13 protein-coding genes and 1 pseudogene are annotated in these 15,588 nt (G+C 71.8%); 11 read left to right on the forward strand and 3 right to left on the reverse strand.

The features are described from left to right. Positions 1-110 precede the first annotated feature (110 nt). Positions 111-503, reverse strand: a complete 393-nt coding sequence (locus tag ACWD5Q_RS12215) for a PLD nuclease N-terminal domain-containing protein (RefSeq protein WP_451426913.1) — start codon at positions 501-503, stop codon at positions 111-113. A gap of 88 nt (positions 504-591) precedes the next feature. Here ACWD5Q_RS12215 and ACWD5Q_RS12220 point away from each other — a divergent pair, with 88 nt between their 5' ends. The 6 genes from ACWD5Q_RS12220 (at position 592) to ACWD5Q_RS12245 (ending at position 8,863) form a co-directional block, all read left to right on the forward strand. Next, the gene (locus tag ACWD5Q_RS12220) at positions 592-2,049 is read left to right on the forward strand and encodes a menaquinone biosynthesis decarboxylase (protein WP_451426914.1); all 1,458 of its coding nucleotides are present in this window, start codon (positions 592-594) and stop codon (positions 2,047-2,049) included. Beyond that, positions 2,046-2,948, forward strand: a complete 903-nt coding sequence (gene mqnP / locus ACWD5Q_RS12225) for a menaquinone biosynthesis prenyltransferase MqnP (RefSeq protein WP_451426915.1) — start codon at positions 2,046-2,048, stop codon at positions 2,946-2,948. The genes ACWD5Q_RS12220 and mqnP overlap by 4 nt, the downstream gene beginning before the upstream one ends. 156 nt (positions 2,949-3,104) lie before the next feature. Continuing rightward, entirely contained in the window at positions 3,105-3,788 is a 684-nt protein-coding gene (locus tag ACWD5Q_RS12230; RefSeq protein WP_451426916.1) for a UbiX family flavin prenyltransferase, read from the forward strand. A gap of 133 nt (positions 3,789-3,921) precedes the next feature. Then, positions 3,922-4,377 carry an Lrp/AsnC family transcriptional regulator gene (locus tag ACWD5Q_RS12235; protein WP_451426917.1) on the forward strand — a complete coding sequence of 152 codons (456 nt, stop codon included), beginning with the start codon at positions 3,922-3,924 and terminating at the stop codon, positions 4,375-4,377. Positions 4,378-4,455: 78 nt separating this feature from the next. Further along, on the forward strand, positions 4,456-5,619 hold the full coding sequence (gene mqnE, locus ACWD5Q_RS12240) for an aminofutalosine synthase MqnE (protein WP_451426918.1): 1,164 nt from the start codon (positions 4,456-4,458) through the stop codon (positions 5,617-5,619). Positions 5,620-5,710: 91 nt separating this feature from the next. Next, positions 5,711-8,863 (forward strand): BTAD domain-containing putative transcriptional regulator, encoded by a 3,153-nt coding sequence (locus ACWD5Q_RS12245; RefSeq protein WP_451426919.1) that lies wholly within the window; start codon positions 5,711-5,713, stop codon positions 8,861-8,863. Here ACWD5Q_RS12245 and ACWD5Q_RS12250 read toward each other — a convergent pair. Together ACWD5Q_RS12250 and ACWD5Q_RS12255 are read right to left on the reverse strand one after the other, a co-directional pair. Further along, complete coding sequence (locus ACWD5Q_RS12250) at positions 8,847-9,611, reverse strand: ABC transporter permease (protein ID WP_451426920.1); 765 nt, start codon at positions 9,609-9,611, stop codon at positions 8,847-8,849. The two genes, ACWD5Q_RS12245 and ACWD5Q_RS12250, sit on opposite strands and share 17 nt — an antisense overlap. Continuing rightward, entirely contained in the window at positions 9,608-10,546 is a 939-nt protein-coding gene (locus ACWD5Q_RS12255; RefSeq protein WP_451426921.1) for an ATP-binding cassette domain-containing protein, read from the reverse strand. Before ACWD5Q_RS12255 ends, ACWD5Q_RS12250 begins: the two co-directional genes overlap by 4 nt. A gap of 193 nt (positions 10,547-10,739) precedes the next feature. Here ACWD5Q_RS12255 and ACWD5Q_RS12260 point away from each other — a divergent pair, with 193 nt between their 5' ends. The 5 genes and pseudogenes from ACWD5Q_RS12260 to ACWD5Q_RS12280 all read left to right on the forward strand — a co-directional run bounded on the left by ACWD5Q_RS12260 (position 10,740) and on the right by ACWD5Q_RS12280 (position 15,518). Further along, positions 10,740-11,264 carry an N-acetyltransferase family protein gene (locus ACWD5Q_RS12260; RefSeq protein WP_451426922.1) on the forward strand — a complete coding sequence of 175 codons (525 nt, stop codon included), beginning with the start codon at positions 10,740-10,742 and terminating at the stop codon, positions 11,262-11,264. Positions 11,265-11,385: 121 nt separating this feature from the next. Then, positions 11,386-11,685, forward strand: coding sequence for a DUF4229 domain-containing protein (locus tag ACWD5Q_RS12265; protein WP_451426923.1), 300 nt, complete (start codon positions 11,386-11,388; stop codon positions 11,683-11,685). A 140-nt stretch (positions 11,686-11,825) separates the two neighbouring features. Then, positions 11,826-12,050, forward strand: a pseudogene (locus ACWD5Q_RS12270) (hypothetical protein); the annotation flags it as partial. Between the two features lie 223 nt (positions 12,051-12,273). After that, positions 12,274-14,211: an AMP-dependent synthetase/ligase gene (locus ACWD5Q_RS12275; protein ID WP_451426924.1), complete on the forward strand. Its 1,938-nt coding sequence runs from the start codon at positions 12,274-12,276 to the stop codon at positions 14,209-14,211. Positions 14,212-14,513: 302 nt separating this feature from the next. After that, entirely contained in the window at positions 14,514-15,518 is a 1,005-nt protein-coding gene (locus ACWD5Q_RS12280) for a DUF1259 domain-containing protein (RefSeq protein ID WP_451426925.1), read from the forward strand. Positions 15,519-15,588 lie beyond the last annotated feature (70 nt).

Here is a 15,588-nt window from a genome sequence, read left to right on the forward strand (position 1 = left end):
TTGTCCCGTTTGTTCCATATGCCCATATGGAATCCGTTCCCCGAACCCTTCGGGGCGATACGTTCGCCGCCTCCTGAATCCGCCGGCCGCGCGGGGGTGGACCCGGCCGCTCAGTCCCTGGGGTCCTCGTCGCGGTCCCGGCGGCGCAGCTCCTCCTCGCGGCGGCGCAGATCGGCCTCCCAGTCCTTCAGCAGCGCTTCGTCCTTCTTGTTCTCTTCCTTCAGCGACCTGAGGAACTCGGGATTGTCGTCGGGCGCGACCCACTCCGTACGGTGGTTGCGGTGCCACTCGGAGGGCGTGGAGCCGTTCGCCGGGGCCCGGCGCACCTTGCCCGCGACGAGCCAGGCGATCGGGCCGACCAGCACCTCGCCGAAGAGCAGGATGATGATGACCCAGACCACCTTGGGCAGCCCCCGGATCTGCTCCTCCGGGGTGTTCAGGCAGTCGATGAAGGCGTATATCCACAGCGCCAGAACGAGCAGGTAGGGCAGATACCTGAACATGGTGGTGCGATCCCCCAGGAGACGGCGACGGGGCGTGGGACGGCCCCGGTGACGGGGTCAGGTTAGCCGGTACCGGATACTGGACCGCATGGCTTACGACGATCTTCGGTCCCTGCTCCGGGCGCTGGAGCGCGAGGGAGACCTCAAACGCATCAAAGCCGAGGTCGACCCCTATCTGGAGGTCGGGGAGATCGTCGACCGGGTGCAGAAGTCGGGCGGGCCCGCGCTGCTCTTCGAGAACGTGCGCGGGTCGCGCATGCCGCTGGCCATGAACGTGTTCGGCACCGACCGCCGCCTGCTGAAGGCGCTCGGACTGACGTCGTACGGCGAGATCTCCGACAAGATCGGCGGACTGCTCCGGCCCGAGCTGCCGCACGGGTTCGTCGGGATCCGCGAGGCCTTCGGGAAGCTCGGCGCGATGGCCCATGTGCCGCCGAGGAAGGTCAAGCCGGACAGCGCTGTGGTGCAGGAGGTCGTCCTGCACGGCGACGACGTCGACCTCGACGCCCTCCCCGCCCTGTTCACCTGGCCGAAGGACGGCGGGTCCTTCTTCAACCTCGGGCTCACCCACACCAAGGACCCGGAGACCGGGATCCGCAACCTCGGGCTGTACCGCCTCCAGCGCCACGACAAGCGCACGATCGGCATGCACTGGCAGATCCACAAGGACAGCCGCAACCACTACCAGGTGGCGGCCCGGCGCGGCGAGCGGCTGCCGGTCGCCATCGCCTTCGGATGTCCGCCCGCCGTGACGTACGCCTCGACCGCGCCGCTGCCGGGCGACATCGACGAGTACCTCTTCGCCGGGTTCATCGCGGGCCGGCGGATCGAGATGGTCGACTGCAAGACGGTCCCGCTCCAGGTTCCCGCCCACGCCGAGGTCGTCCTGGAGGGCTGGCTGGAGCCCGGCGAGATGCTCCCCGAGGGGCCGTTCGGCGACCACACCGGCTTCTACACCCCCCAGGAGCCCTTCCCGGCCCTGAGGATCGACTGCGTCACCATGCGCAAGCGCCCGCTGCTCCAGTCGATCGTGGTGGGCCGCCCCCCGACGGAGGACGGGCCGCTCGGCCGGGCCACCGAGCGCTTCTTCCTGCCGCTCCTCAAGATCATCGTGCCGGACATCGTGGACTACCACCTCCCCGAGGCCGGCGGCTTCCACAACTGCGCGATCGTGTCGATCGACAAGAAGTACCCCAAGCACGCCCAGAAGGTGATGCACGCCATCTGGGGCGCGCACATGATGTCGCTGACGAAGCTGATCGTGGTCGTCGACTCCGACTGCGACGTGCACGATCTGCACGAGGTCGCCTGGCGTGCCCTCGGCAACACGGACTACGCCCGTGACCTCACCGTCGTCGAGGGCCCCGTCGACCATCTCGACCACGCCTCCTACCAGCAGTTCTGGGGCGGCAAGGCGGGCATCGACGCGACGAAGAAGTGGCCCGAGGAGGGGTACACCAGGGACGGCGGCTGGCCCGACATGGTTCTCTCCGACCCGGAGACATCCGAACGGGTGACGCGACGCTGGAAGGAGTACGGCCTGTGAGCAGCGCTTCCGCCGCCATCCCGCAGCCGGGACGCACCAAGGCGTTCCTGCGCCTGGTGATGATCGAGCACTCCGTCTTCGCCCTGCCCTTCGCGTACATCGCCTCGCTGACCGCGATGTACCAGTGGGACCGGAACATCCACTGGGGACGGCTGCTGCTGGTCACCGTCTGCATGGTGGGTCTGCGGACGTTCGCCATGGCGGTCAACCGGATCATCGACCGGGAGATCGACGCCCGGAACCCGCGCACGGCGCACCGGGAGCTGGTGACCGGAGCGATGTCGGTCCGCCACGCCTGGACCGGCTCCCTGATCGCGCTGGCGGTCTTCCTGGGTGCGGCGGCCCTGCTGAACCCCCTCTGCCTGGCCCTGGCTCCCATCGCGGTGATCCCGATGGTGGTGTACCCGTACGGCAAGAGGTTCACGAACTTCCCGCAGGCCATCCTGGGCCTGGCCCAGGCGATGGGCCCGGTCGGCGGCTGGCTGGCGATCAGCGGCAGGTGGGACTGGGACGCGGTGATCCTCGGTCTCGCGGTCGGCATCTGGATCGGCGGCTTCGACCTGATCTACGCCTGCCAGGACGTGGAGACGGACCGCGAGATCGGGGTCATGTCGGTGCCGGCCCGCTTCGGCATCCCGGCGGCGATCTGGGCCGCCCGGGTCTGCCACGCGATCGTGACGGCGCTGTTCGTCTGGTACGGGGTCGTGACCGGCGCGGGCCTCTTCTTCTGGCTCGGCCTGGTGATCGTCGCGGGCGCCTTCGTCTACGAGCACTCGATCGTGCGGCCCCACGACCTGAGCCGTCTGAACCGCGCGTTCTTCAGCGTCAACGGGTTCATCGGGATTGCCCTGTTCGTGTGCGCGCTGCTCGACCTCCTGGTTCGGGGTCTGACCGTCTGAACACCGTGCGGCCTGCCCTCGAGGGCGGGGACCAGGGGAGGCCACCGTGACCGTCCCGGGCGTCGACCGCCTGCGTCCCGAGGCCGGACCAGGACGTTCGCCCGGCCTGGACCCTTGGCCGGTGGCCCGCTCCCGACGCCGGATAGGCTCGGGGTCGTGAACCCAGCCAAGCAAGGAGAGACGCCGCGTACGCCTTGGATCGTAGGTGTGTCCGGCGCATCCGGCACCCCGTATGCCGCTGCGGTGCTGCGTGGACTCCTCGATGCGGGGGAGAGCGTCGACCTCGTGGTCAGCCGGGCCTCCCGGCTCACCCTGCTCGACGAGACGGGCCTGCCGTTCCGGGACGCCCACTGGCAGGACGACCTGCGGGCCTGGCTGTCCCGCGGCGCCGACGGGAAGCCCGGGACCTTCGACGCGGACCTCACGGGGGTACGGCACTGGAGCGCCGGCGACTTCGCCGCCGGGCCGTCCTCCGGGTCCTATCCGGCCAAGGGGATGCTGATCGTGCCGGCCTCGACGGCGTGCGTGGCGGGGGTCGCGCTCGGGCTGTCGAAGGACCTGCTGCAGCGGGCGGCGAGCGTGACCCTGAAGGAGGGCCGTCCGCTGGCCGTGGCCGTACGGGAGGCCCCGTTGAACGGTCAGACGCTGCGCCACCTGGTGACGCTGGACGACGCGGGCGCGGTCGTGGTGCCCGCCTCGCCCGCCTTCTACGCCGGGGCCGCGCACATCCAGGACCTGGTGGACTTCGTGGCCGGGCGGGTGCTCGACGCGGTGGGCGTGGAGCACGGGCTCTACCGGCGCTGGAAGGGCGAACTGGGCGGTGGGAGCCGGCCGACGTGAGAGCCGGCCGGGCGGCCCACCGGACACGTCGCGGCAGCCCGCAGTACTTTCAGGACCTCTTCAGACCTCTTCGGACCCCTGTATCCGATGTATCAGACCTCTTCAGACCTCTTCAGCGGAAGGCTTCGATCGCATGGACGCGGTGGACAGGCAGCTCATCCAGGCCCTGAGGGAGAACGGCCGGGCCTCCTACGCGGAGCTGGGACGCCTCGTAGGCCTGTCCGGGCCCAGCGTCACCGACCGCATCAACCGCCTTGAGGCGGCCGGGGTCATCACCGGTTACCGCGCGACCGTCGACGCGGCCTCCCTCGGCCTCGGGGTCACCGCCCTCATCGGCATCTCGCTCTCCGACGCCGCGGACCACGAGGACGTGGCGCACCGGCTGAAGGACCTTCAGGAGATCGAGGACTGCTGGTTCATCGCCGGCGACGACTCGTTCATGCTCAAGGTGCGCGCGAGCGACGTGGACGGTCTGGAGAGGACCATCCGCCGGCTGTCCGGCACCAAGGGCGTCTCCCGCACGCGGACCACCATCGTGCTGTCCACGAAGTGGGAGAACCGGGTGGGGGAGCTTCCGGAGGCGCCGTAGGCGCCAGGTGGAGGTGCCGCCCGTCCGCGGGGTGGGAGGTACGGTGGGGTCGGTTCGTCCAAAGGGAGAGGCAGAAGCATGGATGTCGGGCTCAAGCGCGAGCTGGAGGACAAGGTCCGGGCCGGTGAGCGGCTGACCCGCGAGGACGGCATCGCGCTGTACGAGTCGGACGACCTCGCCTGGCTCGGCGGCCTCGCACACGAGGTGCGCACGCGCAAGAACGGTGACGTGGTCCACTTCAACGTCAACCGTCACCTCAACATGACGAACGTGTGCACCGCGTCCTGCGCGTACTGCTCGTTCCAGCGCAAGCCGGGCGAGAAGGACGCGTACACGATGCGCATCGAGGAGGCGGTCAAGCTCGCCAAGGCGATGGAGTCGGACCACCTCACCGAGCTGCACATCGTCAATGGCCTGCACCCGAACCTGCCGTGGCGTTACTACCCGCGGTCGCTGCGCGAGCTGAAGGCCGCCCTGCCGGACGTCTCGCTGAAGGCGTTCACCGCGACGGAGATCCACCACTTCGAGACCATCTCCGGGCTGAGCGCGTCCGAGATCCTCGACGAACTGATCGACGCGGGCCTGGAGTCGCTCACCGGCGGCGGCGCCGAGATCTTCGACTGGGAGGTCCGGCAGCACATCGTCGACCACCGCACCCACTGGGAGGACTGGTCGCGCATCCACCGCCTGGCGCACGAGAAGGGTCTGAAGACCCCGTGCACCATGCTGTACGGCCACATCGAGGAGCCGCGTCACCGCGTCGACCATGTGCTGCGCCTGCGGGAGTTGCAGGACGAGACGGGCGGTTTCCAGGTCTTCATCCCGCTGCGCTACCAGCACGACTTCGTGGACATGAAGGACGGCAAGGTCCGCAACCGCCTCCAGGCGCGCACCCAGATGGCGACGGGTGCGGAGGCGCTGAAGACCTTCGCGGTCTCCCGGCTGCTCTTCGACAACGTCCCGCACGTCAAGGTCTTCTGGGTCATGCACGGCGTGCAGACCGCGCAACTGGCCCTCCAGCACGGCGCGGACGACATGGACGGCTCGGTCGTCGAGTACAAGATCACACACGACGCGGACAACTACGGCACGCCGAACAAGCTGACCCGCGAGGATCTGCTCGACCTGATCCGGGACGCGGGCTTCAGGCCCGTGGAGCGGAACACGCGGTACGAGATCATCCGCGAGTACGAGGGCCCGGACCCGGCCCGTCGTGACGCGCCCCAGCCGATGCGGGTGTGATCCCTTCCCGCCCTTTCGATGCCCGGCCACCGGTCGGCGAGACGTTGCCGGTCCCAGGATGCCCGTCGAACACCCATGGCAAAATCAGCGGGTGCAGATCGGGATGCTGGGCCCCCTGGAAGTGCGCACGGACGACGGCGGCTTGGCCGACGTGCCGGGCGCACGGCTGCGCGGACTGCTCATCGCCCTCGCGCTCAAGCCGGGTCACGTGGTTCCCAAGGCGTCGCTCGTCGACTGGATCTGGGGCGAGCACCCGCCCGCCGATGCGACGAACGCCCTGCAGCGCTTGGTCTCCCGGCTGCGGAAGGCACTGCCGGACGGGGTGGTCGAGGGGCAGACGGACGGCTACCGGTTGACGGTGGAGCCCGACGCCGTCGACGCCGTGCGCTTCGAACGCCTCGTCATCGCGGGCCGGGCCCGCGCCGAGGACGCCTCCCGGCGGGCGCGGCTGCTGCGCGAGGCCCTGGAGCTGTGGCGCGGTGCGGCCATGCAGGACGTCGGTCTGCAGGACAGCGCCGCGTTCGACGCCGCGGCCGTCCGGCTCGAGGGGCTGCGCCTGACCGCCACGGAGGAGCGGCTCGACGCGGAGGTCGCCCTCGGGCGCGGTGCGGAGGTGGTCACGGAGCTGACCGACCTGGTGGCCGCGCACCCGGTGCGGGAACGGCTCGTCGCCGCGCTGATGCGGGCCCTCGCCGCGGCCGGTCGCGACAGCGAGGCGCTGCTGGTGTACCAGCGCGCGAGGGAGGCCCTGGCCGACGCACTGGGCGTCGACCCCTCGCCGGAGCTGTCCGCGGTGCACGTCGCGCTGCTGCGGGGCGAGCTGGGACGGCGTGCGGAGAGCCGCAGGACCAACCTGCGCGCCGAGCTGACCACGTTCGTCGGCAGGGGTGCCGATGTCGCCGCGGCCCGCGAACTCATAGCCGAGCACCGGCTCACCACCGTGATCGGGCCGGGCGGCTCGGGGAAGACCAGGCTGGCCACGGAGACCGCGCGCACGCTGCTGGGCGACCTGCCGGACGGGGCCTGGCTGGTGGAGCTCGCCGCCATCGGCCCGGACGGCGACGTGGCGCAGTCGGCGCTCGCCGGGCTGGGCCTGCGGGACGCCCTGCTCGGCGGGGCCCCGAACGCGGAGCTGACGGACCGGCTCATCGCCGCGATCCGCGAGCGGGAGGCGCTGCTGATCCTGGACAACTGCGAGCATGTGATCGAGTCCGCGGCGGTGTTCGCCCACCGGGTGCTCGGGGAGTGCCGGCGGCTGCGGATCCTGGCGACGAGCCGGGAACCGCTCGGCATCACCGGGGAGGCGCTGTGGCCCATCGAGCCGCTGGCCCTGCCGGAGGGGGACGCGGAGCCGGGCGAGATCGCGTCCTCACCCGCCGTCCGGTTGCTGCGGGACCGGGCCGGGGCGGTGCGCCGGGATCTCGCGGTCGACGCCCGCACGCTGGCGACGATGGTGCGCGTCTGCCGGGCGCTGGACGGGATGCCGCTGGCGATCGAACTGGCCGCGGCCCGGTTGCGCACCATGTCCATCGACCAGCTCGCCCACCGGCTCGACGACCGGTTCCGCCTGCTGACCAGCGGCAGCCGGACCGCGCTGCCGCGGCACAAGACGCTGCGCGCGGCGGTCGACTGGAGCTGGGAGTTGCTCACCGACGCCGAACGGACGGTCCTGCGCAGGCTCTCGGTGTTCTCCGGCGGGGCGAGCCTGGAAGCGGCCGAACGGGTCTGCGCGGGCGACGCGGTCGAGCAGGAGCAGACGCTCGAGCTGCTCACCGCGCTGACCGAGAAGTCGCTGGTGCTCGCCGAGGGCGAGAGCGCACCGCGCTACCGCATGATCGGCACGATCAAGGAGTACGCCGGACACCGGCTCGCGGAGGCGGGGGAGTCGGACCTGGCGCGCCACGCGCACCTCGCCTACTTCACCGAACTCACCGAGACCGCGGAGCCGCATCTGCGCCGCGCCGAGCAACTGGAGTGGCTCGCCACGCTGGAGACCGAGCACGACAACATCGGTGCGGCCATGCGCGGCGCGCTCGCGGCGGGCGAGGCGCAGGCGGCGATGCGGCTCGCGGCGGCCGCCGGCTGGTACTGGTGGCTCAGCGGCCACAAGGCCGAAGGCATGGAGCTGATCACCGCGGCCGCCGAGACGCCCGGCGAGGCGACCGATGAGGTCCGGGCCACGGTGTACGCGCTGGTCGTGCTGTTCGTGAGCTCCGGGCGGGGCGACGAACACCAGGCCGCGGAGTGGATCCACAAGGCGTACCGGTTCAGCCGGCTCATCCCGCGCCGCAACTCGCTCCTGGGGCTCGTCTCCGCGCTGGAACGCATGCTGCAGGCGCCCGACGCGTTCCTGCCCGCGTTCGAACCGCTGCTCGACGACGAGGACCCCTGGGTGCGCGCGCTGGCCCGGCTGCACCTGGGCAAGATGCGGATCATCCTCGGCCGGGACGGCCAGGACGGCCGGGACGCCGACGCGTACCTGGAGCAGGCGCTCGGCGAGTTCCGGGCGCTCGGCGAGCGGTTCGGGATCTCGTTCGCCCTGACGGAACTGGCGGACCGCATCGCCGTGCGCGGCGACTTCGCCGGGGCGTGCGAGCACTACGAGCAGGCGATCGCGGTCGTCACCGAGGTCGGGGCCACCGAGGACGTCATCCGGATGCGGTCGCGGCAGGCGCAGCTGTACTGGCTGCTGGGCGACGAGGACGCCGGCGCGGCCGCCATCGCCGAGGCGCAGCGGTGCGCGGAGCGGGTCACCTGGCCGGGCGCGCTGGCCGAGCTGGCCCTCGCGAAGGCGGAACTCGCCCGGTGGGGCGGCAACACCGAGGAGGCGCACCGGCAACTCGGCGTCGCGGCGGCCGTATGGGGCGACGAGGCGGAGCAGGCGAGCATCCGCGCGATGATGCACCACCTGCTGGGCTACCTCGCCGACGACCTCGGCGAGGCCCGGGCGCACCGCGCGGCGGCCTGCGAGGCGGCGTCCGAGGCGGGACACGCACCGCTGATCGCGGGGGTGCTCGTCGGGGTCGCGGACCTGGCACTGCGCCGCGACGAGCACGAGCAGGCCGCGCGGCTGCTCGCGGCGAGCGCGGGCGTACGCGGCCTGCGGGACCGTTCCGACCCGGACGTGGCCCGGATCGAGCAGACCGCGCGGCGCCGCCTCGGCGACGCGGGGTTCGCCGAGGCGGCTCGGGAAGGGACGCGGACCGGCTGGTCTCAGCTGGTCGAGGTCACGCTCGCTTCTTGAACGTGGAGACCGCCCACACGTAGCCGACGATCGCGAACCCGGCGCACCAGGCGAGGGCCGCGACCGTGTGGCCGGTCGACGCGTGGTGGCCCGACAGCAGCCCGCGCAGCGTCTCGATGATCGGGGTGAAGGGCTGGTACTCCGCGAACTGCCGCACGCCGGCCCCCATCGTGTCCGCGGGGACGAACGCGCTGCTCAGGAACGGCAGCATGATCAGCGGCACGGTGGCCAGGCCCGCCGACTCCGCGGTCTTCGCGGCCAGCCCCAGGGCGACGGTGAGCCAGCTCGCCCCGACGGTGAGCAGCACGACGAGACCGAGCACGCCGAGCCAGTCGAGGGCGCTCGCGCCCGGGTCGAACCCCATCGCGAAGGCCACCCCGACGATGGCGGCGTCGGCCACCAGGCAGCGCACCGTGGTGACGAAGACCTGCCCGGTCAGCACGGCACCGCGGGAGACGTCCATGGCCTTGAAGCGGTTGATGATGCCCTTGCTCATGTCGTCGTTCACGGCCGTCGCGGTGGACCCCAGCCCGTAGCTGACGGCCATCACGAGCATGCCCGGTGTCGCGTAGTCGACGTAGTGTTCACCGACGCTGAAGGCGCCACCGAACACCTTGACGAACATGACCATGATCACAATCGGGAACAGGACCGCGTTGAACATCACGAGCGGGTTCCGCAGGGTGTGCTTGAGGTTGCGGCGCAACATGATCGCCGAGTCGGCCAACGCCGTCGAGACACTGCTCACTGTGCGACCGCCTCCGTGCTCGTGCGCCCGGTCAGGGCGAGGAAGACGTCGTCGAGGTCCGGTGTGTGCACGGAGAACTCCTGGGCATCGATCATGTGCTCGTCGAGCCGGTCCAGCAGGGCCCGCAGCGACTTCGAGTCACCGTTGCCGGGCACCCGCAGGGTCAGCTCCTGGTCGTCCCGCGTGGACCCGGCCAGGACCCGCGCCGCCTTGTCGAGTTCGTCGAGGGCGGCGAACCGGAGCCGGACGTGGGTGCCGGGGACCTGGCGCTTGAGTTCCTCGGGGGTGCCCTGGGCGACCAGGCGGCCCTGGTCGAGCACCGCGATGCGGTCGGCGAGCTGGTCGGCTTCCTCGAGGTACTGGGTGGTGAGGAAGATGGTGGTGCCGTCGGCCACCAACTCGCGGACGATCCCCCACATCGTGCGCCGGCTGCGCGGGTCCAGCCCCGTCGTCGGCTCGTCCAGGAAGATGATCTGCGGGTTGCCGACCAGCGTCATCGCCAGGTCCAGCTTCCGGCGCATTCCGCCGGAGTAGGTCGATGACCTCCGGTCCGCCGACTCCGCCAGATCGAACCGCTCCAGCAGCCCGGTGACCACCTGGTCACCGGAACGCACCCGCCTCAGGTCCGCCATCAGCCGCAGGTTCTCCCGGCCCGACAGCAGCTCGTCCACCGCGGCGAACTGACCGGTCACGCCGATGACCGAGCGCACCTTCTTGGTCCCGGTCACCACGTCGTGCCCGCCGACGCGCACCGTCCCGGCGTCGGCTCTCATCAGCGTCGCCAGGATGTTCACCGCCGTCGTCTTGCCCGCCCCGTTCGGGCCGAGCAGGGAGAACACCGATCCCGGGGCAACATCGAAGTCGATGCCGTCGAGCACGACTTTGTCCCCAAATGCCTTCCGCAGCCCTGAAACTGCGATCGCCGAACTTTTCATGCCCCCACCGTCGCCACCGGGCCTGACACCCCCCTGTCACCGCCCTGACACGCCCCCTGACACGGCGTCGCGCCACCTGGGCGCGGGGGTCCGACGCCGCCGGGACCTGCTGGTCTGTGGGGCGAGGGGGTGCCGGGGTGACGGCCGCCACACTTGCTTGAGCCCGCAATCGCGTAATAGATAGTCTCGTCCTATGCCCCTTACCTTCGTCCTCGATCCGCCCATGACGCCCGCCCTGCGCGACGGCGTCGTCGATCTGTGGACGGATGTGTCCAACGCCGGCGGGGCCGTCGGATTCGTGCCGCCGGTCACCCGGGAGGTGGTACGGCCCGAGCTGCTCAGGCACCTGACGGCGATGAGCGAGGGACGCACCCGGCTGCTCGTCGGGCTCGACCCGCAGGGGCGGGTGGCCGCGACCGCGTTCCTCACCTCCAACACGCACCGGTTGATGACGCACTGGCTGTGGCTCTACACGGTGATGGTGCACCCGCGGCACCAGGGCAAGGGCTACGGCCGCGACCTGCTGGCCGCCGCCGAGGACGCGGCGCGCGGTGTCGCGGGCATCGAGGCGATACGGCTCACCTGCCGCGGCGGCCTCGGCCTGGAGCACTTCTACGGCTCCTGCGGCTACAAGGAGGTCGGCCGGGTGCCCGGGGCGATACGGGTGGCGCCCGGGGACGACCGCGACGACATCACGATGCTGCTGCCGCTGGGATGACCGGGTCGCTCCCGCCGGAATGTCCGGGGCCCCGCACCCCCGTGCGAGATCGGGTGCCGCGCGTGCTTCACTGGACGGTGACCAATGGGGAGATTCCCACGGAACGGAAGAGTGGATTGAGATGCTCCGCTACACGCTGATGCGCCTCGGTATCTTCGCGGGCTGCCTCGTGGTCGTCTGGGGCCTTGTCTACTCGGGCCTCGCGCCGCGCGGCCTCGGCGCCTCCAACGGCCTGTGGATCGTCGCGCTCGCCCTGGTGATCTCGGCCCCGATCAGTTTCGTGGTGCTTCGCGGGGAGCGGGACCGGGCCTCCGTGCAGGTCGTGCGGAAGGTCGACCGGATGAAGGCCAACATCGAGGCGAACCGCGCCCAGGAGGACGCGGCCGACGACACGGCGCGGGTGCAGGGCCAGATTTCGTAGCGGAACGTCGGCCCAGGGCCGGGCTTCGTAGCGGAACGCCGGTCCAGGGCGCAGGGCGCGCCCATCGGCGCAGACGCAACGCGCCCCGGGTGCGCCGCCTCCGGGTGCGCGACTCGGGCCGCCGGGGCGGCTCACCCCACCGCGAGGCCGCCGCACGCACGGCGGCCGTGCGCTCCGGTGTCCTGGGGATATCTCCCTGGTCGAGCGCAGCCGAGAGCTTGGGGGCGGGCCTGCCCGCCGACCGCCCACTCCGGGAAGGGCTGCGCGCGTTCTTCACGCACACCGCGCGGGACCCGGACGGCTGGACGGTGCCGCACCTCCAGGCCCGTACCCACGGCGAACCCTTCGCCGCCGAGGCCGGGGCGAGCGCGCCGCCGTCCCCGGATCGGTCCCGAACCCGCACAGGCCCGTCCCCGGACCATCCCGGGACCTTCCCCGAACCCGCACGGACTCCCCACGCGAGGCCCGTACGATCCGGGTCCTAACCGGTGGTAACAGCGAGCCGCGCCGCCGTTGAACATCTTGGTGCGCTCGGCGCGTACCTCATGCAGCGAAGCAGTGCACCGCTGCAGGCCCCAGGAGCTGCCCATGCCCATCTCGTACTCGTCCGCTCCCGTCCCCGCCGCCCCGGTCGACCTCGACCACGACGGCGGCCCGGTGCTCGTGGAGCCGGAGACCCGGCGGCTGAACGGGGAGGTGCGGGAGGCGTACGTGCCCCCGCTGGTACCGCAGGTGACCCACGGCTCGCTCGCCGACCTGCCGTTCGAGAACGCGGCCGAGGCACCCGACCACCGGGTCCTCAGCCGCCGCGACGCGGACGGCGGCTGGACGGACGTGACGGCGGCTCAGTTCGCCGACCAGGTCCAGGCCGTGGCCAAGGGCCTGATCTCCGAGGGCCTGATGCCGGGCGACCGGATCGCCGTCATGGCACGTACGACGTACGAGTGGACGCTCCTCGACTTCGCGGCCTGGGCGGCGGGCCTGGTGACGGTCCCCGTCTATCCCACCTCCTCCGTCTTCCAGACCCGCTGGATCCTCCAGGACGCGGGCGTGGCGGCCCTGGTGACGGAGACGGTCGCCCAGGCGGCGGCCCTCGGCCCGGAACGCCCCCACATACCCGACCTGCGCCATGTGTGGGTGATGGAGAAGGGACACGTCGACAGCCTGGCGGAAGTGGGCCGGCCGCTGCCCGACCAGGAGATCTCCGTACGCCGGGGCGTCCTGGGCCCGGACACCCTGGCCACCCTCGTCTACACCTCCGGCACGACGGGCCGCCCCAAGGGCTGCGCGCTGACGCACGGCAACTTCCTCGCCGAGGTCGACAACGCGACCGAACTCCTCTACCCGATCTTCAGCGCGAAGAGCAGCGACGAGCCGTCCACCCTGCTGTTCCTGCCCCTGTCGCACGTCTTCGGCCGGATGGTGGCGGTCGCCTGCATCCGCGCCCGGGTACGGCTCGGCCACGCGCCGAGCCTGCAGGCGCAGGACCTGCTGGCCGACCTGGCGAGCTTCCGGCCGACCTTCCTGCTGGCCATCCCGTACATGCTGGAGAAGGTCTACAACAACGCGCGGGCCGCCGCCGAGCGCGGCGGCCGGGCGGCGCTGTTCGACCGCGCGGCGGACGTGGCCCGCCGCTACGGCGAGGCGACGGAGGCCCGCCAGCACGGCACCGGCTCCGGCCCGAGCCGCGCCCTGAAGACGGCCCGCGCCTTCTACGACCCCCTCCTCTACCGCCGCATCCGCGCCGCCCTGGGCGGCAGGGTCCGGCACGTCATCTGCGGCGGCTCCCCGCTGGGCCGCCGCCTCGCCGCCTTCTACGCGGGCGCCGGCATAGGGATCTACGAGGGCTACGGCCTGACGGAGACGACCGGCGCCGCCACCGTGACCCCCCCGCTCAAACCCCGGCTGGGCACGGTCGGCTGGCCGCTGCCCGGCACGAGGGTGCGTATCGCGGCCGACGGCGAGGTGCTGCTGTCCGGCGGCCAGGTCTTCCGCGGCTACTGGGACCCCCACGCGGGCGGGGTGGTCCCGGCCGGCCCCGACGGCTGGTTCCCGACGGGTGACATCGGCCGCCTGGACGACGAGGGCTATCTCACGATCACCGGCAGGAAGAAGGAGATCCTGATCACCGCGGGCGGCAAGAACGTGGCCCCGGCCCCGCTGGAGGACTGGCTCCGGTCCCACCCCCTGATCTCCCAGTGCCTGGTCCTCGGCGACGGCCGCCCCTACGTCAGCGCGCTGATCACCCTCGACCCGGAGGGGCTCACCCACTGGCGCCAGATGATCGGCAAGCACCCGGTACCGCCGGAACTCCTGCTCGACGACGAGGAGTTGCACGCGGTCCTGCAACGCGCGGTGGACGAGGCCAACCAACTGGTCTCCCGCCCCGAGTCGATCCGCCGCTTCGCGGTCCTGCCCGTGGACTTCACGGAGGAGGCCGGCCATCTGACCCCGTCGAGGAAACTCCGCCGCGAGGCGATCATGCGGGACTTCGCCCGGGAGGTGGAGGGGCTGTACACGCCCTGAGGGGCCGTAGGCGCCCGGTCGGGGCGCGGCGTTGGTCAGGCGGCGATCACGGCCGCGGTCCACATCGAGGGTGATCGCGTGGACTGGGGAATCGCCCGGCTCCGCGCCGCTGCCCGGGAGTCCTGAGCCGAGGAGCCGCTCCCGGGACTCACGGCGCCCCTGCCCGGGCCGACGCGCGCCGCCCGGTGTCCCGGGGTGTCACCCGGTGTGCCGACGGGCGATTGGGCCACCTGGCCCAGGGCGGCGGCGCTGCTGGCGGGTGCGGGGGGCCCTGCGTGCTTCCATCCCGTCAGGAGGCGCACATGATGGCTGAGCACCGACCGCACGACTCCCGACCGGACACCGGCACGTCACGGCGACGGCTGCTGGCCGCGGCCGCCCTGGCGACGCTGCCGGCCGGAGTGCCCACCGCCGCCCGCGCCCAGTCCGCGACGGCGGCGAAGGAACGGGGCCGGGAGCTGATCCGTCCCGTGCCCACCGCCCTGTCGGACTGGAAGGCCGTCGCCGACACGCTCGGCCGGACCGGCGACATGAAGCGGAACGTGATGTACCACACGGGTTTCGTCCGCCGGGACCTCGCCGTCTTCTCCCGTGGCGTCCACGTCGAACCCGCACTCGCCCTGGCGTCGCACCTGGCCTTCGTCCGCTACGCCGACGGCGGCACGACGGTGATGGGCGACACGGTGGTCACCGAGACCGAACTCCAGGGGTTCTCCGACGTCCTGTACGAGCAGGGCATCGAGCAGACCGCGCTCCACAAGCACCTGCTCTCCCAGAGCCCCGACGTCTGGTGGGTGCACGTCCACGCCCACGGCCGCGACCCGGTGGCCCTCGCCCACGGCCTGCGCACGGCGCTCGACCACACCGGCACCCCGCCCCCGGGCCACCCCCCGCCGCGCCGCCTCGGCCTCGACACGGCCGGCATCGACGCCGCGCTGGGCGTCAAGGGCAGCGTCGACGACGGGATCTACCGGAGCACCTTCGTCCGCCGGGAGACCATCACCGACGGCGAGCGGGTCCTGCCGCCGGGCCTGGGGTCCACGACCGCGCTCAACTGGCAGCCGCTGGGCGGCGGCAGGGCCGCCGTCAGCGGGGACTGCTGCCTGGTCGCCGGGGAGGTCCAGGACGCCCTCGCGGCCCTGCGCCGGGCCGGGACCGAACTCGTCGAACTGCACCACCACGGCCTCAGGGACGAACCCCGCCTGTTCTTCGTCCACTTCTGGGCCGTCGGCGACGCCCTGGAGCTCGCCCGGGGCCTGCGCGCCGCGGTGGCCGCCACCGACGTCAGGCCGGTGACGGAGGACTGACGGACCCGCGGAGCACGGATGGCAGGCGCACCGATGGCAGGAGCACGGAACACGAAGGCCGCTGGAAACG

The organism is Streptomyces sp. NPDC002513 (genome assembly GCF_053595355.1).

Coding starts and splice junctions, on each gene's coding strand:
- ACWD5Q_RS12255 (WP_451426921.1), bottom strand. CDS start 10,546: ATGAAAAGTTCGGCGATCGCAGTTTCAGGGCTGCGGAAGGCATTTGGG.
- ACWD5Q_RS12280 (WP_451426925.1), top strand. CDS start 14,514: ATGATGGCTGAGCACCGACCGCACGACTCCCGACCGGACACCGGCACG.
- ACWD5Q_RS12275 (WP_451426924.1), top strand. CDS start 12,274: ATGCCCATCTCGTACTCGTCCGCTCCCGTCCCCGCCGCCCCGGTCGAC.
- ACWD5Q_RS12220 (WP_451426914.1), top strand. CDS start 592: ATGGCTTACGACGATCTTCGGTCCCTGCTCCGGGCGCTGGAGCGCGAG.
- ACWD5Q_RS12265 (WP_451426923.1), top strand. CDS start 11,386: ATGCTCCGCTACACGCTGATGCGCCTCGGTATCTTCGCGGGCTGCCTC.
- ACWD5Q_RS12235 (WP_451426917.1), top strand. CDS start 3,922: ATGGACGCGGTGGACAGGCAGCTCATCCAGGCCCTGAGGGAGAACGGC.
- ACWD5Q_RS12260 (WP_451426922.1), top strand. CDS start 10,740: ATGCCCCTTACCTTCGTCCTCGATCCGCCCATGACGCCCGCCCTGCGC.
- ACWD5Q_RS12215 (WP_451426913.1), bottom strand. CDS start 503: ATGTTCAGGTATCTGCCCTACCTGCTCGTTCTGGCGCTGTGGATATAC.
- mqnE (WP_451426918.1), top strand. CDS start 4,456: ATGGATGTCGGGCTCAAGCGCGAGCTGGAGGACAAGGTCCGGGCCGGT.